Annotated in this window: 16 protein-coding genes and 2 pseudogenes; 11 read left to right on the forward strand and 7 right to left on the reverse strand. The window is 49.9% G+C overall.

Annotated features, from left to right (window positions below):
- Nucleotides 1-49: 49 nt before the first annotated feature.
- Together alr and IPJ88_08535 are read right to left on the reverse strand one after the other, a co-directional pair.
- The gene (gene alr, locus IPJ88_08530) at nucleotides 50-1,150 is read right to left on the reverse strand and encodes an alanine racemase (protein QQR91736.1); all 1,101 of its coding nucleotides are present in this window, start codon (nucleotides 1,148-1,150) and stop codon (nucleotides 50-52) included.
- Nucleotides 1,143-1,772, reverse strand: coding sequence for a PilZ domain-containing protein (locus tag IPJ88_08535; GenBank protein QQR91737.1), 630 nt, complete (start codon nucleotides 1,770-1,772; stop codon nucleotides 1,143-1,145). The genes alr and IPJ88_08535 overlap by 8 nt, the downstream gene beginning before the upstream one ends.
- An 83-nt stretch (nucleotides 1,773-1,855) precedes the next feature.
- On the opposite strand from IPJ88_08535, the gene IPJ88_08540 reads away from it, so the two are divergent.
- The 10 genes and pseudogenes from IPJ88_08540 (at nucleotide 1,856) to IPJ88_08585 (ending at nucleotide 14,371) form a co-directional block, all read left to right on the forward strand.
- On the forward strand, nucleotides 1,856-2,086 hold the full coding sequence (locus tag IPJ88_08540; protein QQR91738.1) for a hypothetical protein: 231 nt from the start codon (nucleotides 1,856-1,858) through the stop codon (nucleotides 2,084-2,086).
- A complete protein-coding gene (locus tag IPJ88_08545; GenBank protein QQR91739.1) occupies nucleotides 2,068-2,478 on the forward strand; it encodes a hypothetical protein in 411 nt (136 codons plus the stop codon). Before IPJ88_08540 ends, IPJ88_08545 begins: the two co-directional genes overlap by 19 nt.
- Before the next feature lie 588 nt (nucleotides 2,479-3,066).
- Complete coding sequence (locus tag IPJ88_08550; protein ID QQR92000.1) at nucleotides 3,067-4,209, forward strand: type IV pilus twitching motility protein PilT; 1,143 nt, start codon at nucleotides 3,067-3,069, stop codon at nucleotides 4,207-4,209.
- Entirely contained in the window at nucleotides 4,206-5,240 is a 1,035-nt protein-coding gene (locus tag IPJ88_08555; protein QQR91740.1) for an NAD-dependent isocitrate dehydrogenase, read from the forward strand. Before IPJ88_08550 ends, IPJ88_08555 begins: the two co-directional genes overlap by 4 nt.
- A gap of 251 nt (nucleotides 5,241-5,491) precedes the next feature.
- Nucleotides 5,492-6,481: a glucokinase gene (gene glk / locus IPJ88_08560; protein QQR91741.1), complete on the forward strand. Its 990-nt coding sequence runs from the start codon at nucleotides 5,492-5,494 to the stop codon at nucleotides 6,479-6,481.
- A 40-nt stretch (nucleotides 6,482-6,521) separates the two neighbouring features.
- Nucleotides 6,522-8,382 (forward strand): annotated as a pseudogene (locus IPJ88_08565) (APC family permease).
- A gap of 96 nt (nucleotides 8,383-8,478) precedes the next feature.
- Nucleotides 8,479-9,645, forward strand: coding sequence for a chorismate mutase (locus tag IPJ88_08570; GenBank protein QQR91742.1), 1,167 nt, complete (start codon nucleotides 8,479-8,481; stop codon nucleotides 9,643-9,645).
- A pseudogene (locus IPJ88_08575) lies at nucleotides 9,642-11,209 on the forward strand (deoxyribodipyrimidine photolyase). Before IPJ88_08570 ends, IPJ88_08575 begins: the two are co-directional and overlap by 4 nt.
- Nucleotides 11,210-11,453: 244 nt before the next feature.
- Nucleotides 11,454-13,142 (forward strand): urocanate hydratase, encoded by a 1,689-nt coding sequence (gene hutU, locus IPJ88_08580; protein QQR92001.1) that lies wholly within the window; start codon nucleotides 11,454-11,456, stop codon nucleotides 13,140-13,142.
- Complete coding sequence (locus tag IPJ88_08585; protein ID QQR91743.1) at nucleotides 13,139-14,371, forward strand: imidazolonepropionase; 1,233 nt, start codon at nucleotides 13,139-13,141, stop codon at nucleotides 14,369-14,371. Before hutU ends, IPJ88_08585 begins: the two co-directional genes overlap by 4 nt.
- Before the next feature lie 231 nt (nucleotides 14,372-14,602).
- On the opposite strand, the gene IPJ88_08590 is transcribed toward IPJ88_08585, so the two are convergent.
- The 5 genes from IPJ88_08590 to IPJ88_08610 form a co-directional block, all read right to left on the reverse strand.
- Nucleotides 14,603-14,914 carry a hypothetical protein gene (locus tag IPJ88_08590; GenBank protein QQR91744.1) on the reverse strand — a complete coding sequence of 104 codons (312 nt, stop codon included), beginning with the start codon at nucleotides 14,912-14,914 and terminating at the stop codon, nucleotides 14,603-14,605.
- An 8-nt stretch (nucleotides 14,915-14,922) separates the two neighbouring features.
- Complete coding sequence (locus IPJ88_08595) at nucleotides 14,923-15,855, reverse strand: ParA family protein (protein QQR92002.1); 933 nt, start codon at nucleotides 15,853-15,855, stop codon at nucleotides 14,923-14,925.
- Between the two features lie 421 nt (nucleotides 15,856-16,276).
- Nucleotides 16,277-17,473 (reverse strand): hypothetical protein, encoded by a 1,197-nt coding sequence (locus IPJ88_08600; protein ID QQR91745.1) that lies wholly within the window; start codon nucleotides 17,471-17,473, stop codon nucleotides 16,277-16,279.
- Entirely contained in the window at nucleotides 17,473-18,792 is a 1,320-nt protein-coding gene (locus tag IPJ88_08605) for an OmpA family protein (GenBank protein QQR91746.1), read from the reverse strand. The genes IPJ88_08600 and IPJ88_08605 overlap by 1 nt, the downstream gene beginning before the upstream one ends.
- A 106-nt stretch (nucleotides 18,793-18,898) precedes the next feature.
- Nucleotides 18,899-19,789, reverse strand: coding sequence for an SDR family NAD(P)-dependent oxidoreductase (locus tag IPJ88_08610; protein ID QQR91747.1), 891 nt, complete (start codon nucleotides 19,787-19,789; stop codon nucleotides 18,899-18,901).
- A 245-nt stretch (nucleotides 19,790-20,034) separates the two neighbouring features.
- Between IPJ88_08610 and IPJ88_08615 the strand changes: the two genes are divergently transcribed.
- Nucleotides 20,035-21,552, forward strand: a complete 1,518-nt coding sequence (locus tag IPJ88_08615; protein QQR91748.1) for an ABC transporter permease/substrate-binding protein — start codon at nucleotides 20,035-20,037, stop codon at nucleotides 21,550-21,552.
- The last annotated feature ends 3 nt before the right edge of the window (nucleotides 21,553-21,555 follow it).

Raw genomic sequence — 21,555 nt, forward strand, 5'->3', positions numbered from 1 at the left:
AAAGCTATAAGCACAAAAAATACAGTAAAATCGGAAGAAAGGTCTAGAATTATGAAATTTTATACATCCTTGGAACTCTTGACAAAAGTTGAACAAGGATTTCATAGGGGATGGTGTCCGCGAGCTGTGCGACTTCTTCAACACCAAGAAAGGCGTCTTTCTGCTGCCCAAAGATAACAACTTCATCTCCAATACTCGCTTCAGGGCATGAGCTAAGGTCCACATTGAGTAAATCCATGGATACCGCTCCCACGATGGGACATCGTTTGCCTTGAATGAGCACTTGTCCGCGGTTCGATAGGCGTCGTGGCACTCCATCGCCATAACCGATGCCAATGGTAGCAATGCGGCTGGATGTGTTAGTGACGAAGCTTTGATTGTAGCCGACTGCAGAGCCTTTAGGGACTGTCCGTATCGATACGATGCTGCTTACAAGACGCATGGCTGGATGCAGGCCATCGCCAATGCCGTACAGAGATATTCCTGGCCGGACCAAATCGAAATGAGAATTGTTGTATTTCAACAATGTTTCACTGTTGGCGACATGGCAGAGACTTGGCTCGTATCCATGTTTACGAAGGAGCGCTTTGCATTTGATGAAGGAAGCAATTTGTCGCTCCGTTTCTCGTGTGTCGGTCCAAGGCGACGACATATGCGTCATCAATCCTTCTACTTGAAGATTTTTTAGAGTTTTTAATTTTTCAATAAAAGTTTCGAGTTCTTCTGCGCGTACACCAAGTCGAGCCATGCCCGTATCGACCTTAAGGTGAATCTTCGTTTTTTGCTGGCTAAGCAAATCAAAACATTGAGCATCGTCCATACGGTAGACCACCGGAGTGAGTTCGTAATCGATCACAGTTTGGTGTGTCTTGCCATAAATCCCATTGAGAACAATAATAGGAGTACGGATTCCGTGCTCACGTAGCAGCAGGCCTTCTTCAACAAGAGCCACGCAAAAACCATCGCAAGCCCCTTTTTCAAGCCATGTTGCAACCTCAAGGATGCCATGGCCATAGGCGTTGGCTTTGATTACGGCATAGACTTTCGCGGGATCCGTTTTGCTCTTGATGTTTTGGTAGTTTCGCAAAATGCTTTTGAGATCAACTTCGATCCAAGTATCTCTTGCGCTAGTGCTCTGTTCTCTAGTCATTTTGGATGGTTTCTTCGAGCTGATGGATAAGACTTTCTTTATTGGCGATTTGAATGACTGCACCTGCCCGGTCACGACGTTGTTTCCCATCTGGCTCTAAAATTTGCATGACTCGTCCTTCGCCTACAATGGGGATTTGCTTCACTCTAAAAACGAGTACCAAGCGGAATGTTACGGGGGTGTCGATGTCCGGGGGGGGATCTCCGATACGCACGAACAGCAGGCCGTGAGAAAGCTGATCTTGAATAAGTTGTTTGACATGTTCTTTGTTGGGGCAGTCAACGATGATTTGGCCATCTTTGCGAAGACTCAAAGGAACAACACGTTCGACGACTTCGGCGGGGTGCAGAAAGCGTATGCCCATACCTTGATCGTCGATTTTGCGGAGTTCAAGATGCACTGCTTTATGCCTTACAACAAGGCCTTCCACATAAAAACAACCCGTGGGCCATTCAAGCCGCATGTGAATTTGGGTCCCAATGGCAAGCAGCTTTCGCGCGACAATAAAGACGCCGCCTGTGGAGATATCTTTAGTGAAGCTATGGGTGTCTAAGTCGTCGATTCCGTAACGAACTTGGAGCCGTTTTGCGGCCCGGGATGCTTGTCGCTGGTTGATTCCCATCGGATTAGTATAGTCTAAGGCATCTTTATGTTACAGCAAGTGGAGCGCTTTTGCAGTAGTTCGCAGCTGGGTGTTCGGGAGGCATGATGAAGCTTAATGCTATTTTATGGATTGTGGGTCCGGCAATCGTTGTGCTTGCCGTGCTTCGTATTTTTTTCGTTGATTTAGGTATTATTGGGCACAACGGAATGGCCCCAACTCTTATTGCAGGAGATCAGGTTGCCGTATGGCGCAACGCGAAGCTTGAGCGTGGTGATGTGGCTATGTGTTTGCATCCTAGGAAACCCGGAGAATTGTGGTTGGGCGCATATTAGCTAAGCCGGGTGATACCATTAGCTACGATCGCGAACAGATTCGGGTCAACACCTCAAGGCCGGAGCTTGATTTTCGTGAAAAATTCAAATTTGTGGATTACGTACGGAATCGCACCTATGAAGTGCTTCAGGCAACAGAACAGTTAAATCAAGCTAAATACGAGATTTTTGATCCACCTGATCGCAACATTCGATTGCGGGGCAAACAGATACGCACAGGATTTTTCTTGCTAGGAGACAACCGTACGAGAACCCATGGGGACGACAGCCGTGCCTTTGGGGAGGTTGACCCTTTGGGTTGCAAAGGGCGGGTTTTCATGCGCCTTCAAGCCTCCAAGCAAACCCCACCGGAGCTAAAAAACAGCTGGCTTGACTTCATTTCCGGCGGATAACTTACCCGATTGAGTGAGATTGGGTAAACTTAGTGCATGCGGAAAATCGATCAGTACGCCCAACAAATGCTGCGCTATAACGCAAGTTCGCTGGAACTTAGCTCTGGTGAGCCAGCGCGTTTTTATTTTGGCAACCAACATAAAGACGCCAACAAGAACTTGGATCATGCTCAGCTTGTGGCATTGGTGAAGGAACTCGCTTCGCCCCAGCTTGCTAGCGAACTCAAGGCTGCAGGCAAGGCTAGTGTGCCGATTACTGTCTCTGGTGGACCGCCACTTGAATTAAGTATCGAAATAAAAGGGCCCACGAATTGGACCCTTCGCTTAAAAAAAGCACTGGATGTTTCGATAAGTTTAGACCCACCACGCAAGATATCGTTGGTTGATACACCCGTGCGGGTAGCGACTGGCTTGTCGCTGCAGGATGAGCAACTGCAGATCAATGTAGGCATTGATGATCCTCAGCAGCAAGCTGATCCTCATATGGTTGAAGAGGAAAGCCTGGATGTCGCGGAAGAGGCAGCTTCTGCCAAGTTACGGCACAAGGAGGAATCACACGTTGAAACCAACAGCGCTGAGTATGGTACCATGGCTTCGCTGGCTCCAGGTGTATCGGTGGCGCCGCTACAGCCTGGTGAGCCCGCCATCAATCGCTTCCTGCGAAAAATGATCAAGCTTGGTGCAAGTGACTTGCATCTGTCAGCAGAGGTGGCTCCGATGGTTCGTTTGCATGGTGCCATGAAGCGATTGGAAGAGCGTGCCTTCATGACTCACGACGAGTTGCATAAAATGCTTATCGAAATCATGCCGGAACGAAACCGCAAAGAATTTGAAGAAATTCATGATACTGATTTCGCTCATTCCATTGAAGACGTTGCTCGGTTTCGCGTGAATGCTTTTATGGATCGTAAAGGAGCGGGAACGGTCATACGACAAATCCCTTTTGAGATTCTTTCGCCCGAAAAGCTAGGGATTCCAAAGCAAGTGCTTGATTTGTGCTGGCTATCTAAAGGTCTTGTGCTGGTCACGGGGCCAACTGGCAGTGGAAAGTCGACGACTCTAGCTACGTTGATCGATTACATTAACCAAAACCGAGAAGATCATATCATAACGATCGAAGATCCGATTGAGTTTGTACATCCAAATAAAAAATGCTTGGTCAATCAACGCGAAATTGTCACCCATACAAACTCTTTTAAACGGGCTCTGCGTGCAGCGCTGCGTGAAGATCCGGATATCGTTCTTGTCGGTGAGATGCGTGACCTTGAAACCATCTCGATTGCGATTGAGACGGCTGAAACAGGCCATTTGGTATTCGGTACTTTGCATACCACAACTGCAGCGGGGACGGTTGATCGCATTATTGACCAGTTCCCTCCTGAGCAGCAGGCCCAGATTCGCGTGATGCTTTCCGAATCATTGCGCGGCGTTATCGCTCAAATGCTTTGTAAAAAAGAAGGTGGCGGCCGTGTCGCGACGTATGAGATTCTAATTACAACATCGGCTATCTCTAACCTGATTCGCGAGGGAAAAACGTTTCAGATTCCGAGTGCGATGCAGACTGGGCGCAAACTTGGAATGCGACTTATGAATGATCATTTGCTTGAGCTTGTCTTGGCGAAAGAAGTTGCAGCCGAAGAAGCGTATATTAAGTCCAATGATAAGCATGGGTTTAAGTTACTTCTCAGTCAGAACAATGTCCCATTGAAACTTGCAGGAAAAGAATTATGAGCAAAGTCTATCAAGTCGTTCTTATACCGGGTGACGGTATCGGTCCCGAAGTCTCTTCTGCTGTGAAGTTAGTTTTTGAAGCAGCAGGGGTGCCGATACAATGGATAGAAGCTTATGCTGGTTTGGCAGCATTAGAGCGGGGACAGAATGTTTTGCCTGAAGAAACGCTTGAGGCCGTTCGAGAAATAGGTGTTGCGCTGAAAGGCCCTTGCACAACACCCATCGGTAAAGGTTTTACTTCGGTCAATGTGCAGCTCAGAAGAAAACTGGATCTTTACGCTGCAGTTAGACCGGTTCGCAGTCTTCCTGGTGTAAAGACGCGCTTTGAAAATGTCGATCTTGTTGTACTTCGGGAAAACACCGAAGGCCTTTATAGCGGCATCGAAAATGAGATTACGGAAGGCGTGGTTACGAGTCTTAAAGTTGCTACTGAAAAAGCATGCACGCGTTTTGCGCGTTGGGGCTTTGCTTATGCGCGGAAGTACGGTCGAAAACGTATTACCGTGTTTCATAAGGCAAATATTATGAAGCTAAGCGATGGCTTGTTTCTTGAATGTGCTCAGCGTGTCCGAAACCAAGAAGGCTTCGATGATATCGAGTACGAGGAAGTCATTATCGATGCAGGGTGCATGCGCTTAGTGCAAGACCCTTCTCAATCTGATGTTTTGTTATTGGAAAACCTCTACGGTGACGTGGTGAGTGACCTGTGCGCGGGTCTAGTGGGGGGCTTAGGCGTGGTCCCTGGAGCGAACATTGGCGATAGCTTTGCTGTGTTTGAGGCTGTTCATGGCTCAGCGCCAACCATAGCGGGACAAGGCATCGCGAATCCGCTGGCTTTTGTCATGTCGTCCGTTATGATGCTTAACTACATGGCCGAAAAGCATGGCGATGAGGGCTTGAAGCTCTGTTCTTCGCGCATCAAGGCTGCCTACGATCGCGCCTTGTCAAATGGAAAGAAAACGCGCGATCTTGGCGGTCAGCTTGGCACACTTGAATTCGCCAGGGAAGTAGCAGCGCATCTCGATATATAGATGCTCTCATGAGCGAAGTCAGCACTAATTAGCTCGCTAAACTGACCGGATGGCGCGATGCGTCATGGAACACAATTTCGATAAAGCAACTGTTGTTTCGGAGGTATTTTCACAAGGGCTCCCTGCTTGGAAGTTGAAGCTTCACAATCGAGTCGGTTAGGGTTGGTTTTTTATCGGCTTTGCATTATGCCCTTGCGACATTCCCTACAAATGAGAGGCGTGAGCGTCGTGTTAGCTCGCACAATGACATCATGAGAGTATTGGCAGGAGACATCGGTGGCACTAAAACATTAGTTGCTGTTTTTGAGACACAAGATGGCAAGCACCAGAGCTTAGAGAAGCTTCGAGTGCAGCGCTTCGCCAGCGCTGAGCATCCAGGGCTCGAATCGATTCTTGAAAACTTTCTTTCTAGCGAGACAATCGGCTTCGATGCTGCTGCGTTTGCAGTAGCTGGTCCTGTGCATGACGAAGTATGCAAGGCGACAAATCTGCCTTGGATTGTCGATGGTAATCTCATCGCAAAGAAGTTTGGAATACCGCGTGTTCACCTGCGTAACGACTTTGGAGCAGTAGCCTTTGGGGTTCAGCATCTTAAATCCGATGAGGTTGAGGTCATTCAGTCGGGGGTTTCCGATCCTCATGGTATGCGAGCTGTAATTGGCGCGGGTACGGGTTTAGGACAAGCTCTTTTGGCTCCTTGCGATGGCAAGTGGAACGTCATTGAGAACGAGGGTGGTCATACTGATTTTGCCCCCCGTAACGAGCTCGAAATAGGATTGCTGCGCTTTATGCTGAAAAGGCACAAGCGTGTTTCCTGGGAACGTCTGGTTTCGGGTCCAGGACTTTTGGCTTTATATGACTATCTTGTCGAAGCCGGCGAAATAGACAGTCATCCAGCTGTCGAGGCGGCAAAAGGCCATGCCGACCCTTCGGAAATCATGGGTAAGGCCGCTCTTGAGCGAAATGATCCGGCTTGTCGTCGGGTGGTTGACTTGTTTTTGGAACTGTATGGAGCCGAAGCTGGCAATCTTGCGCTGAAATGCCTTCCCACAGGCGGCCTGTTTATTGCTGGTGGTATTGCCCCGAAACTACTACCTATTTTGAAAGGACCTTTTCTTCCCGCATTCATGAACAAAGGTCGGATGAGTCCATTACTGGAAGATGTGCCGATCTATGTAGTAAAAAAGCCCGATATCGGATTGTGGGGGGCTGCGGCAATAGCGCTTGAGCCTAATGCATAAACAAAAGGCCTAACGCTCGGCATGCCAGCATGGGAGTGCAATGAATTTAGAAGCTCACAGTAGTGGGGACGCTGCCAGGGAATCGTTTGATTTTGCGGGTTGGGGTACTGCCGAGCGTATTGTTGATTTGGATGACTCAACGGTTGCGGTAACCAAACTTGATTCCGGACCGAGACACAAACTTGGAGAACTTAAGGCGACCGCTATCTGCGGCAACGACATCACCTCGAGCACTTTGTACGTATCGGCATTATGTGCGCTTCAAGCGGGCCCCTTTGCGCCGATTGCGCTTGCTGTCGTGGCTGCAGTGCTTTTTTGTTCCGAAAGATTTACGCAGAGGTTGGCTCGGCGCTTCCACTAAACGGTGGCGCATACAACGTACTTTAAACACCACTAGCAAAGGCAAGGCCTCTATCGCGGCATGCTTAACCTTGCTTTCTTATGTTGCAACAGCCGTGATTAGTGCGAATGAAGCCATGCATTATCTGCACAGTTTGTGGCAGGGCTTGCATGTGTTTTGGGCTACCGTAAGTTTGCTTGGTTTTTTCGCACTGCTCAACTTGCTTGGCATCACCGAATCGGCAGTAGTCGCTGTTATCATTTTCATTACGCACATGGTGACGCTTACAGGGCTTGTCGTGCTGAGTACGATGACTGTTTCTCACGATTTGTCTGTCTTTACCGCGAATTGGGGCCAGGCTTCGTTTGAAGGTTTGCCGCGAGCTTTGTTTTTTGGCTTTTCGGCCGCAATGCTGGGCATCAGCGGCTTTGAAAGCAGTGCTAACTTTATCGAAGAACAAAAGCCCGGTGTTTTTCCTAAGACCTTGCGCAACATGTGGATCGCGGTAGCCATCTTCAATCCACTGATAAGCTTGCTTTCTCTTGGCCTGGTTCCCTTGGGGGAAATGTCGGCGCATCGCGAGAACTTGCTTGCTCATATGGGAGATCTCGCAGCAGGAGACTGGCTGCGTTTTTGGGTAAGTGTTGATGCAGTGCTGGTCCTATCGGGCGCTGTGTTAACAAGCTACGTTGGCGTGACTGGTCTAGTGAGACGCATGGCGCTCGATCGCTTTTTGCCGCAGGTATTTCTGCATGAAAATCGCCTTCGTAAAACCAATCACTGGATTATCGTCGCTTTCTTTCTATTGTGCTGCTCCATTTTGACAGTGACCGAAGGTGACATCGCGGTGCTTGCAGGTGTTTATACGCTTTCGTTTTTGGGAGTCATGGGCCTATTTGCGGTTGGAAATATTCTTCTCAAATGGAAGCGCAATCGCTTGCCGCGTGCTGAACGGGCTGGCTGGATGGCGCTCGTGATCGCGATTATCGCGGTGGGCGCGGGTTTGATTGGACAAGTCATGATGAACCCCGCTTATATTCGCGTGTTTGCCATTTATGCTGGAATCGCGGGAATAGTCGTTGCGATCATGTTTTTACGTTTTCAGATCCTCAAGGTCGTTCTGTTTGCTTCGCGGTCCTTTGTGGAAAGAATTTTGGCTTTTAATGAAATCATCAGTAAATCTGTTCGAAGGAAAATCGAAGAGATCAATAGCCAAACCGTTGTGTTTTTTACGCGAGGAGACAACGCGGCAAACTTGAATCGCGCTGCGCTTTACGTCAAAGCAAACGAGCAAACAAACCGTCTTAAGGTTGTGCACGTCTATAAAAACGACTCGGAAATTCCTAGCAATCTTGCCGAAGATTTGGCGATGATTGATAGCTTGTATCCTGACCTGAGAGTCGATTTTGTGGCGGTCCGTAGCCCAGAATTTGGCCCCGAGCTGATTGAAAAGCTTTCCAGAAGGCTCCGTGTCCCGAAGAATTACATGTTTATTGGCTGCCCTGGTGACCGATTCCCGCATAATATTGCCGATCTGGGCGGTGTTCGCCTTATTCTTTAGTTTGGTGCTTTTGGTGTTGGGCATGAGGCTTTTGCCGAGATGTGCCTGGCTTGCACTTCGCCGGCGGGTTGCGTAGAGCACTAGGAGGAGGTTGTGTTGCCTAAAAAATTATCCGATCTTCGAGTGGCTCTCGATGAACTTGATCAAAAACTTCTTGAAACGCTTGCTAAAAGGGAGCTCATCAGTGTTGACGTCGCGAGAATAAAGAGTGGTGGAAAGCAACCGCTTCGTGATCGAGTTCGTGAACAAGAAATCGTTGACAGGCTCATCGAAAAAGGGAAACGAGAGGGCTTGGATGCGTCATTTGTTAAACGCGTCTACAACGAGATACTTGATCACTCTGTTCGACTGCAGCAAAGCCTCTTGGTCAACAATCCAAGTTCATCAACGGGGCGCGATGGATCGCGGGCTGTTGTTGCTTTTCGAGGAGGCGAAGCTTCCTATACTTATCTAGCAGCAGTGCGCCATTTTGGGGTGAGGGGAAACGACGTTTCGTACGAAGGTTTTAAAACCGCGCAAGAAGTCGTATCGGCCGTGCAGTCTGGTGACGCAGACTATGCTGTGCTTCCTATGGAGAATACAGCAGCTGGCGCATTTAGCGATGCCTATGAGGTTTTAGAAAAAACGGATTTGAAGATTGTAGGAGAAGAACTGCAAAGACTCGATCACTGTCTTATCACCTTAGAAAATATCCCTCTTCATCGTATTCGCCGGATTTATTCGCCGCCTCAGGCGTTCGAGCATTGTCGAAGCTTTTTGTCGACAATGAACGATTGTCGTCTTGAAGCGTATCCGGACACCGCCCTTGCGGTAAGAAGAGTGCGTGACGATGAAGATCTTTCTCAGGCCGCGATTGCTGGTGAAGAGGCAGCAAAACTATACGGTCTTCCGATTTTGAAACGAGATATTTCTGATCGCAAAGAACTGTTTACACGTATGGTAATCGTCGCAAAAGACGAAGTGCGTGTTGAGACAAATGTTCCTTGCAAGACTTCGGTTATTTTTTCAACGGATCACGAAGAGGGAGCTCTTTCGAAGTGTTTGGGTGTCTTGGCCAAGTATGGCTGTAATCTCACTAAAATAGAATCACGACCACGACCTGAAACTCCTTGGGAGTATCTCTTCTACCTTGATTTTGAAGGTGGCAAAGACAAGCATTCCGTTGATGATGCGTTGCAAGCAATGAAAAAATATACGAAAAAATTAAAAAAGCTTGGCAGCTATCCGTCGCAGAGCCGTATTGATGCTGAAGCTGTCCGATGAGTCAAAGCAAGGTCATTGAAGTTCCAGAACACCGTGTCTATCCAGCAAACGATAGAGTGATTAATGAAAATGGTAAGTACATTCTTTATTGGATGACCGCTTACCGTCGACCTTTTCATAACTTTTCTTTGCAGCGTGCAGTTGAGTATGCGGAACGACTGGCTAAACCATTGGTCGTACTAGAGCCGTTGGTCGTTAGTTATCCTTGGGCATCAGATCGTTTTCATCGTTTTATCTTGGATGGCATGCATGACAATGCCATCTATTTCAAAGAGAAGAAGGCGTTTTATTATCCCTATGTCGAAAAAGAACAAGGCGCGTGCAAAGGTTTGGTGCAGAGTCTTGCGGAACATGCCTGCGTTGTCATCGGAGATGATTTCCCCTGTTTTTTCCTACCTAAAGTAAATAGCTCGTTTGCTCTGAAAAGCCCGGTGCTTTTTGAGCAAGTGGATTCCAACGGATTGTTTCCCATGCGTCTGACTTCCAGGTGCTTCACTACTGCATATTCGTTTCGAGCCTATTTGCAAAAGAACCTAAAAGCTCATCTTGAAGCATTTCCGTTGTGGGAGAGTGTCGATAGGCTGGGCAACAAAGATGAAGTTGATATTCCCAAGATGATATTTGAGCGCTGGCCGCGTGCCTCGATTTCAGAATTAGAGGCTGGCTATCGTCTCGAGACCGCTCTTGCGATTGATCATAGGGTCGGTAGCGTCGAGACGCAGGGTGGTTTTACGGAAGCTTTGGCACGCGTGCACCGTTTCCTCGATCATCGTTTATCAAGCTACGGGCAAGCTCGAAATCATCCGGATGAAAATGGCGGTAGCGGTTTGTCGCCGTGGCTCCATTTCGGTCATGTGTCAGTGCACACGGTTTTCAGTGAAATCGCCGATGATGCGGGGTGGTCTACCGATATGTTGGCTGCTTCCGGAGGAGGCAAGCGGCACGGTTGGTGGGGATTTGATGAGAGCGTGGAGAGTTTTCTTGATGAACTTATCACCTGGCGTGAAATCGGCTTTAATATGTGTCTAAATGAGCCCAATTATGCAGAGTATGATTCTTTGCCATCCTGGGCACGCCAGACTCTAAAAAAGCACGAGCAAGACAAACGGAAGTACGTTTATTCATTTGAAGAGTTTGAAAAAGCGCAAACTCACGACCCGATTTGGAACGCTGCTCAAAACGAACTTGTGCAAGAAGGTAAGCTTCATAACTATCTTCGAATGCTTTGGGGGAAAAAAATTCTGGAGTGGACGGCTTCTCCACGTGATGCGCTAAAGATCATGATCGAGTTGAATAACAAATATGCTTTGGATGGGCGTGATCCTAACTCATACAGTGGTATCTTTTGGGTGTTGGGGCGCTACGATCGAGCCTGGGGTCCAGAGCGACCCATTTTTGGAAAAATCCGATACATGAGTTCAGAGTCGACCAAGCGTAATTGCGAATGAGCGACTACTTAAATCGCTTTGCGAATCAAAAACAGCTTTTTGATGCCGGGGTGCGCCGAGGTGCAGGGCCTCCATGCTCAGACAGTCCTCGCTTCGCTGCGGAACTGCGCGTGTAGGCCCTGCACCTCGGCGCATCAAGACTTCAAAGCTCGAGATATATGGCGAGTGGCACTTTGTACTTGGTTTTGATCGCAGAAGTGTTGCAGAGAAGGGGAGCAGGGCCTTCATGCTCAGACAGTTCTCGCTTCGCTGCGGAACTGCGCGTGTAGGCCCTAGCTCCCTTTTGCAAGCTCAGCTTCGGAGATAGCCATGAAATATAGCCGCTTTGAAGATATGCCCATGCTTATGTTAGATAGGGGCATGAGTCAGATTCAGTCCGATGTAAAGTCTAGTCGTGTGATTCGAGCGCCGAGGGGCAGTGAGCTTAGTTGCAAGGCCTGGCCGCAAGAGGCGGCGTTGCGCATGCTTATGAATAACTTGGATCCGGAGGTCGCTGAACGACCTGCCGATCTTATTGTCTACGGTGGTACCGGAAAAGCAGCGCGTTCGTGGGAGGCTTACGACGTCATCGTACGGGAACTGCGAGCGCTTGAGAGTGATGAAACTTTGCTTGTGCAATCGGGCAAAGCAGTCGGTAAGTTTAAAACCCATCCAGATGCACCGCGTGTTCTTCTTGCAAACAGTTTACTTGTGCCTGCTTGGGCAAACTGGGATGAGTTTCGAGCACTCGAAGCCCTCGGCCTTACGATGTTCGGTCAAATGACGGCGGGCTCATGGATTTACATTGGCACTCAAGGAATTTTGCAGGGTACCTATGAGACCTTTGTGGCCGCGGCAAAAGAGCACTTTCAGGGATCTTGGCAGGGGCGCTGGATCCTTTCCGCGGGGCTTGGCGGTATGGGAGGAGCACAGCCTCTTGCAGCGACGATGGCAGGGGCAAGCTTTTTAGGTGTCGAAGTCGATGAAACGCGTGTTAAACGTAGACTGGATACGGCTTATGTTGATCGCGCTACCAAGTCTTTAGACGAAGCGCTCCGGTGGATAGAAGAGGCGACGAAGAACAAGCAAGCTCTTTCTGTGGCGCTCATTGCCAACGCTGCAGACGTGTACCCCGAGTTGCTCAAGCGCGGCGTGTTGCCTGATTTTGTGACGGAGCAAACTTCCGCACACGATCCTTTGAACGGTTATGTTCCTCCAGGCTATAGCGTAGAGGAAGCTGCTGTACTGCGGAAAAAAGACCCTGAGGATTATGTTTCACGAGCACGAGTCGGTATGGCCAAGGAAGTCAACGCCATGTTGGACATGCAAAAACAAGGCGTCTTCGCGTGTGATTACGGTAACAATATCCGCGCTGAAGCCATGAAAGCTGGTGCCGATAGGGCTTTTGACATCATTGGTTTTGTTCCGGCCTATGTCAGACCGCTGTTTTGTGAAGGCAAGGGTCCATTTCGCTGGGCAGCGTTGTCGGGTGATCCGCAGGATATCGCAGTCACCGATGAAGCCGTCAAAGAACTCATGCCAGAGGATACGATGCTACATCGTTGGCTCGATATGGCCAAAGAACGCATTCACTTTCAAGGGCTACCCTCGCGGATTTGCTGGCTGGGCTATGGCGATAGGCATCGCATTGGCTTGCGATTCAACGAGCTTGTTAAACAAGGCAAACTCAAGGCCCCGATTGTAATTGGCAGAGACCATCTCGACTGCGGTTCAGTGGCTTCCCCGAACCGCGAAACGGAAGCGATGAAAGACGGCTCTGATGCGATTGCCGATTGGCCTATCCTCAATGCACTCATCAACACCTGTTGCGGTGCAAGCTGGGTCAGCGTTCATCATGGTGGCGGGGTTGGCATGGGCTACTCGATTCATGCTGGCATGGTGGTTGTTGCCGATGGTAGTGATGATGCCGCGCGCCGTCTTGAGCGTGTCCTTACAAGCGATCCTGGCATGGGAGTGATACGACATGCGGATGCTGGTTATGACATCGCAATCCGTACCGCCCGTGAAAAAGGTGTTCATGTGCCTCATTTGCTAGCAGACAAGCCATGAGATCAGAGCTTGATTTTCTTATTGTCAACGCGCGCGTTGTTAGCTGTACTGCGCCTTCTGGAGCTGCAAGAAATGATCTTGGCATCATTGATAAGGGAGCCGTAGGCATCAAGGCCGGTGTGATTGCTTTTGTGGGCACACATCACGAAGCCCTGAGCCTGCGAACGAAACAAAAGCTCGATGTAAAGGGGCGGGTGGTGCTTCCTGGTCTAATCGATCCGCATACGCATGCTGTGTTTGAAGGTAGCCGTATCGATGAGTTTGCTCGGCGTAAATCGGGTGAAGATTACCTCAGCATTTCGAAAAGCGGCGGCGGGATACAATCGACTGTTCGTGCAACGCGGCAAGCGAGTCCGGAGTTGCTCCTGAAAAGTGCGAAGCGCCGGCTGAGCGCTATGCTGCGGCATGGTGTAACCACAGTTGAAGTTAAAAGCGGCTATGGCTTGGATGTGCCTAGTGAACTAAAACTTCTTGCCGTCGCAAAAAAACTTTCAGGAGCTCCACAAACATTGGCGACTTTCCTCGGCGCACACGTGATTCCGGAGGAGTACTGCGACGAGCCTGAGGTTTATGTTGATCTTATCTGTGAGACCCTGATCCCCAAGATTGCAAAAGAGAAGTTAGCTAGTAGCTGCGATGTTTATCTTGACGATGGTGCGTACAGTTACGAGCAGGCTGAACGCATATGGCAGAGTGCGGTGGCACATGGTTTAAAAGCAAAGGGGCATGTTGGTCAGTTTAGTGACCAGCGAGGCGCAGAGTTGCTTGCACGGTTCAGCGCGCTTAGCGCGGATCATTTAGAGCATGTGTCCGATGATGATTTAGCGGCCATGGGTAAAGCTGGCGTGGTGGCTGTTCTTCTTCCAGGTGCATGGCTCACGCTTGGGCAACAGCCGCCCGATGTTGAACGCATGCGTTACTATGGTGTGAAGCTCGCGATTGGCAGCGATTGCAACCCTGGAACCAGTCCCTGCACGGACTTGCCTTTGTGTGCTGCAATCGCGGTGAGGCAATGCGCGATGAGTCTCGAAGAAGCAATTTTGGCCATGACAGAAGTGGCATCAAAAGCCGTTGGAATTGCCACAATTGGCAAGATTTGCATAGGAAACCAGGCAGATCTGGCAATTTACGATTCCGATGATCCCCGCCTCCTCGCCTACGCTTTGGGTGATGTCAAGGCACGCTATGTCTTCATAAACGGTCAACTTGTAAACACTAATGATGGATAGGGTCAGCCAGCTTACCAGCCCGCCCCCCGCGAGCAAAGCGAGCCCGCAGGGGAGGGAGCCGACGCGCAAAGCGCGTTCGGGAGGGGATTCGCGTGAATCCCCTCTTTGGAGCGCTGCTACGCAGCGGTACAAACAGTTAAAGCGAGCAGACGCAGAATGTGCGTTCGGGAGGGGATTCGCGTGAATCTCCTTTTTGGAGCGCTGCTCCGCAGCGGTACAAACAGAAAAACTCTAGTAACTCCTAGGGAGCTTTGCGGTGTCGACTTGGTCGAGGGCATAGCGGATGAGGGCGCTGCGACTCATCTTTCGATGTCCTTGTGTTTTGAGTTCGTCGACTTTTTCATCGAGTTTCTGTAAATCCTCTTTGTATAGAGAAATGCAGATGATGTCGTAGTGATCAGCTTTGAGAGCTTGGTTTCGCGCTTTGGGCTTACGCTTTTTCGCTGGAATGCTCTCTTGTTTGTAAAATGATTTTCCAAGTACCTCTTGAACCTCGTTGGCGTCAAAAAGGTCGGATACGGAACTGTTATTTGTTTTGCTCATGACTACCCCTATACCGTTGGAACTAGAAAACCCGTGACAGTGACTTGTGGCATGGCTGCCGTAGCGACAGAAGCTGCTACATAGTGATGATTGACGTGCTGTGGATTCTGCAAATCAAAGATATGCTGAACCAAGGAAAGATAGTCAGTTACACCTGAGCTATCGGGAGCATATTCAAAAATCGTTTGCTTAACGCTTGGAGCTTCTCGCAATCGAGTGTTGACACGAATGGGAGGTAGACACCGTTCTTTGAAATGTTTGGTAAGTGCGTCAACAGAATCTCGGCAAATACGATTTCGTACATCAAAGAAGGTGGGAAGTACGCCTAGCAAATCAAGTTCATGCCCAAAGGCTTGGCGCACGCTCTTGATTGTTCGAAGCACTTGCTTAACACCCACAAGGGCAAGGTAATCGCAGGAAACGGGTACCACCACGCTGTCGGCGTACATTAGTGCGTTTTGGTTCATCAAGGAAAGCGCCGGCGCACAGTCCAAGACTATTGTATCGTAGTCCGACACCCCTTGAGAGAGACGCTCGCGCATGATGCGGTGACGATTCGGTTGGTTGGCCAGGTAAAGCTCAGCTGCTGCCAACATTTCGTTGGAGGTAACGACGTCGAGATTTTTTCTGACCGGAATGGCTACATCTGCTGGAGAAACGCCCTGAACCAGACAGTGATAGAGATTGCGCTCACCATGAATACCGAGGGCTGCTCCCACGTTCCCTTGGCCGTCAGCGTCAATCAAAAGAACATTCTGACCGCGTTCAGCTAGACCGGCAGCAAGGTTGACCGCAGTGGTTGTCTTAGCTGTTCCGCCTTTATGGTTGAAGACTGCGATGCGTTGAGAGCGGCGTTTGATGGTAGGTGCTGCAACATGATTGGTCGCAATAGCTCGACAGGTTGTCGAACAGAAATGCCGGCTTTTTCCTTGATCGACCATGACTTGAAAGGCGTGCTCCATCACAAACGGACGAGCGCAGGTTTCACAAGTGTGGTGTTGCTGCGCGCCAACCGCTTGCTGTTGGCAGCTTTGCGAGCAGAAATGAACAAATGATCCGTCTTGAGTTTCTGGCACTTGATACCGAAAGCGCACATCAAGGCTGAGCCGCATACAGAGCAGCTGGTTTTTGCACTATCCATTGTTTCCTCCCGATACTTCTCTTTGGATTGCCTGGTTGGAGCCAGCTGCGCTTCGCCTGCAGCTCTATGGTCCAATCAAGCAACCCCAATTATAAGCTTGCATGGCATAGTGCCCGGCACGCTTTTTAATAAGTACTTGCTAAGCACTTAGCGAGCCTGGATCGGCAGGTCAAAAAAACTGCAAAAAATATTGCTTTGTCTGGCGGAGCTTTGGCGGACTCTTATGGGCTTGGAAAGATGGCTCGGTGCGTAGCAATAGCCGCGCCATTGATGTTGATGTGACGAACCACGATGCTCGTTGACGATGCAGGTTCAACATCTGTATATTTGACAGTATCGACCAAGGCGGGGAAATTATAGATTAGGCCGTTGGCGAGCTGATCAGCCGGGGCACTCGTCGTTAAGTTGTCTGTGGCTGTGATGAGACTTCGAGAGCTTGCCAAGAACAAGGGGGTATCTCCAAGCACTTGATAGCTTCCGTTGTTGGTTGCTGAGGGACCATCAAGTACAACAATCACGCGTCCGCTTTGTACAAACTCGTCCATGGCGTTGGCCCATTGGGCGCTATAGCCGAACAGGGTAGCATTGGTTGCATTCCCCTGAGCATAAACAAGGAATACATCGTAATCGAGTAAGTTGAGCACAACAGCTGCCGAATCGTCTGTTACGGTTTTGCTCCAACCGGGACTTGATGCGTGTGGATGGCTATTGATGGCGGCGTCAGTTCCCGTAATTGATGAAGTGAGCGCGTCGCCCCGGAAAGCAAGCACTTTGAGCGGAGAGGAAAAGAAACTTGCATTTAGAAACACCGCATTTCCTACAAGACTCGCAGCGGATTTCTGATCGTCAGTTCCAGTGTAGCCAACGTAGTTCATGCCTATAACGACCACGTGACCGGGTCTGACGTCGGCACAGATACCAGTCTCACAAATTCCGCTTTGGCAGACGTTGCCGCAGCTTCCACAGTTTTTGGGGTCGCTGTCACGGTCTACACAGCTACTGGCACAATTAAAGAGCGGGGGAGTACAGCTAACGTTGCAACTTTCGTTTTCACACACAGGCGTTCCGCCACTACAGACCGTGCCGCCTTCGCCGATGCATCCGCCGCAGGTGTTTGAATCGTTCGGATCCACGCAACTTCCGTCGCTGCATTGCACTTGGCCGATGGGGCAGCCGGGTAAGCTCGCATCGGTGCCACTATCGCTGCCGATGCTTCCGTCGCCGGCATCTCCGGTGTTTGAATCGCCGAGTCCACCATCGTTGGGTATGCTTCCGTCGCCAGGTAGATTCCCGTCATTGAGAACGCATCGGCCGCCGCTCTTTGTGTAGCCGTCAGCGCAGTTGGCGCCTACTAAGGGCTCCCCGCAGCCGACAAGACCAATGCATACCCATAAAACTATCGGGACGATGTGCCGCATTACCAATCTCCTGAGGTATCGGTTTCTTTAGCGTTTGTATTCGCTTCGACTGCCTTCTTTTTCTTTATCCCTTGTACGACAACAAACTCAACACGCCGGTTGCGTTGGTGTGCTTCTGGTGTCGTGCCTTTATCTCTTAAACGTTCTGAACCATAGCCTTCGGCTTCGATGATGTTGGCAGGAATGCCGCGGTGTACAAGCGCTTCCATCACATTCTTTGCTCGGCGTTCGCTCAACTCTTGGTTGAAGTCATCGGCGCCTTGAGCATCAGCGTGCCCTTCAATGCGCAATTCAGTCCATTCGGGATGCTGTTTCCAAAGGTGAACGATGGCATCAAGCACAGGCTTTGCACGGCTTTTTACTCGCGAGCGATTCAAATCGAACAAGACACGTTCTTCAAGGATGACACGGTCTTCAACTAACTCGACAAGCCCTTCATCTGGGCAGCCGTCATGATCGTCTACGCCATTGATTGTTTCTCTGTCGTTGGGACACTGATCGTCTTCGTCGTTGATTCCGTCCTGATCGTTATCGGGATCGGGGCAACCGTCCTCGTCTAAGAAGTTGTCATAGTCTTCAGGACGATTTGGGCAGGAGTCGTTCTTGTCGAGAATCTTATCTTGGTCGTTGTCGTCGTCGGGGCAACCGTCTTCATCTTCAAAACGGTCGAGATCTTCGGGCGTATCTGGACATTTGTCCGCGTCGTCTGGAACACCATCTTTATCTCGATCCGGCGGTGCTTGCTCGACAACTTGCTCTACTACTTCGCTCTCTGCATCAAACAAAGTGATTTCAAGACCAGCCAGCAAGAGCCGCGCATCCCGTGAATCCAGGCTTTCTTGAGAATCGATGATCTGAACATAGCGAAGGGCGGGTCCCATGCGCAGGCTGCCAACTTTGAACGACCAGCCAAGACCGGCTTCAAGATCGGGCCTCAGCACATCGCCGGTTAGGCCGCCGCCGCCACCCACTTCAATCCATGGTCCAACGGCACGGTGCACCTGCTCCGCCGATGAAAAAGGACGGATGCGTACATTCAAGTTGAGCATCGCCCAAGTTCCGGCGCCCGGGTTTCGTAAATTGGTGTTTGGATCGCCGTCCAGAAGTATTCCAGTACGCAATTTTAAGCCCGGCACAAGCCAATGCGTTAATGGCTTGTACACACCTACGCCTATTGAGCCACCTGGTCCGAACCAGTCTTTTTGTGGACTCGACATGGGTAGCGCCGCCATGAGATCCCCTTTTAGCAGCCACGGCTCATCAGCCCGGGCGGAGGTAGAAAGGCAGAGCAAAGAAAGCACAAAAACGGAAGTACGCATGATTGACATAAGTTTTTAGGACGCTTTGCTTTTGGGATAGGCCAAACAACAAGTGAGGGCATTTTCACATTCAGAATGAGAAAACACAACCAAATTGCAGTGTTTTTTAGCGAGAAGGGCCCCATTTATGGATGGAGGGCAGGGCACAATAGAGCAGTTGGTGGTAGATGCCTCGGGGCAGGACCCGTCGTAAGAGGGCAAAAAGATGGGCATCGATCGTGGCAGGCACCCGTAGTGGTGGTCTGCGCTGCTCAATGGTTTTCGCGATCTTGGCGGCGACCTTCTCGGGCGTTGCAAGCGCAAAATCCATGGCTTTGGCTATAAAAGGACCCATAAATTGATAGTGCCGGTGGTAGGCGTCGAGTTCGCTGTTCTCTGAAATATGACTGGCGTGGGTGCGGCGCGTGTTCTGAAACGAGCCGGAGTGAATAAAACCCGGCTGAATCAGAGTGACAAAAACATTCCAAGGTTTTACTTCATACCATAGCGCTTCGGAGGCGCCTTCAAGCGCAAACTTCGAAGCGCTGTAGGTGGCCATGGTAGGCATGGCCATCATGCCGCCCACGGAAGAAACGTTGATAATGCGTCCATGGCGTTTGTCACGCATCGTTGGAAGAACTAAGCGAGTCATCTCCATGGGTGCACAGAAGTTTACGCCGAGTTGTGCAAGACGTTCTTCTTCGGTGACATGCTCGACTACCGAGCGATAGGCTAGGCCTGCGTTGTTGACCAAAACCGTAATGCCGCCAAGTTTGCTTTCGGCTTCTCGCACGATAGCTCGGCGTTGAATGTTGTCCAAAATATCCAACGGCCTCAGCCACACTCGCTCGCTTTGCTGTATTCCCTGCTCTTCAAAGCGCGGTAAAGAGGATTCGCGTGCGGTTAGAATCAGCTTATGTTCAGTGGTCGAGAGCAGTAACTTACTTAGGGCAAGTCCGAGACCGCTACTTGCGCCGGTGACCAAAACAACTTCGTGTTTGGGTTTCGTTTGAACCAAGGGACGATAGTAGCTCAATTTAGTAACCCTGCAAAATGCCTTGTTTTTCGGGCAACATTCTAGGAAAACGAAGCTAAACGGTTAGGCCGCTTTAAGGCGCTAAGCATGGCGATGAATTGTAAGAACAAGGTTTTTGTGCTCTAAGTTCTTAGGCCTAGCGGTTATAAGCAAGCTCCGAATCTTTGCAGACTGCGCTAAAGGCACGAAATACATACTGCTTAACCTCTACCGCTCCTGTTACTGAGATGGACAATCTTTTTAGTCAACTGCCGTCCTATTTGTCGGGTCATTTATCGTTAACGCTCACAGCCCTTTTAGCAGGAAGCTGTCTTAGTTTGCCCTTGGGTATCCTTGCAACGCGGGCCAAGTGGATGGAGCGGCTGTTTATCGGTGTAGCAAGTGAAGTGCAGACAACGCCGAGTTTAGCGTTGCTTGCCTTGATGGTTCCTTTACTGGCCTTTTTTGCACTGCCCAACATTGGTTTTCTGCCGGCGGTGATTGCACTGACGCTCTACAGTATTCTTCCTATTTTGCTAGGCACGGTTACTGCTATCAATGGCCTCGATCCTGCTGTGCTTGAGGCTGCGCGAGCTGTTGGTATGAGCGAATGGCAAAGCTTGCGTTGGGTGCAATTGCCCTTGGCTCTGCCAGTCATCATTGCTGGCATTCGTACATCTGCGGTATGGGTTGTTGGTACCGCTACTCTTGGAACACTTGTTGGAGCAACCAGCCTTGGCAATTATATTTTGTCGGGCCTTCAAACACAAAACTACAAGTCGGTGTTGCTCGGGGTGGGTGTGGCCTGGACACTCGTTCACGTGCTTGATGGCATTGTGCGAATTTTTGAAAAGGCAGTAAGCAAGCGAAGCCGTAGTTTGCTTGCTGTGGGTGTTATCGCAATCGTTGGACTATATGGTTACACTGTTTCGATCATTGATGTAGCGAGTGCTGAAAATGGTGTTCGCGAAATTAAGATCGGTACAAAAATGTTTACCGAACAACACATTCTTGGCCAGATTTTAACACAGCAAATTGAAAACCAGAGCGACTATAAAGTGCGAACACTTGAGTCCTTGGGCACGACCGTGATTTTTAATGCGCTACGCTCGGGATCAATCGATGCTTATGTATCGTACACAGGTACAATTTGGGCCAACCATATGAAACGCAGCGACCGACCCCAAGACCGCGTGTCTTTGCGAAAAGAAGTCAAAGCGTATTTAAAGGACGAGCAGGGCATTGTGTTGCTGTGTCCGTTGGGCTTTGAAAACAGTTATGGGCTTGCCCTGCGAAAAGATCAGGCTCTGCGCTTGGGGCTGCAAACCATCAGTGAGCTTTCCACGCTTTCTGAAAGCCTGAGTGTATCTGGTGATCATGAGTTTTTCGCACGACCGGAGTGGGAACGGCTTAGAGAGGTCTACGGACTTCAGTTTAAGCAGATTCGCGGTATGGATAGCTCTCTTATGTATAAGGCGGCGGCGAATGGTTCTGTGGATGTGATTGCTGCGTTTACAACGGACGGACGGATTGATGCATTTGATCTTGTGCTACTGCGAGACGATCGGCAAGCCTTTTTGCCTTACGATGCGATCATCATGGTAAACCATGCCCTAACGGATGAAGCTCCCGGCGTGGTTGAATTGCTCATAGGGCTGTGCGGATCAATGAATAGCGAGCAAATGCGAAGGTTGAATCTCAGTGTCGATGACGGTGAACTTGAACCTGAAGAGGCAGCCAAAGCCTTTCTCGATGATATGCAATAAGGG

The organism is Myxococcales bacterium, assembly GCA_016699535.1.
GTDB lineage: Bacteria > Myxococcota_A > Polyangia > Polyangiales.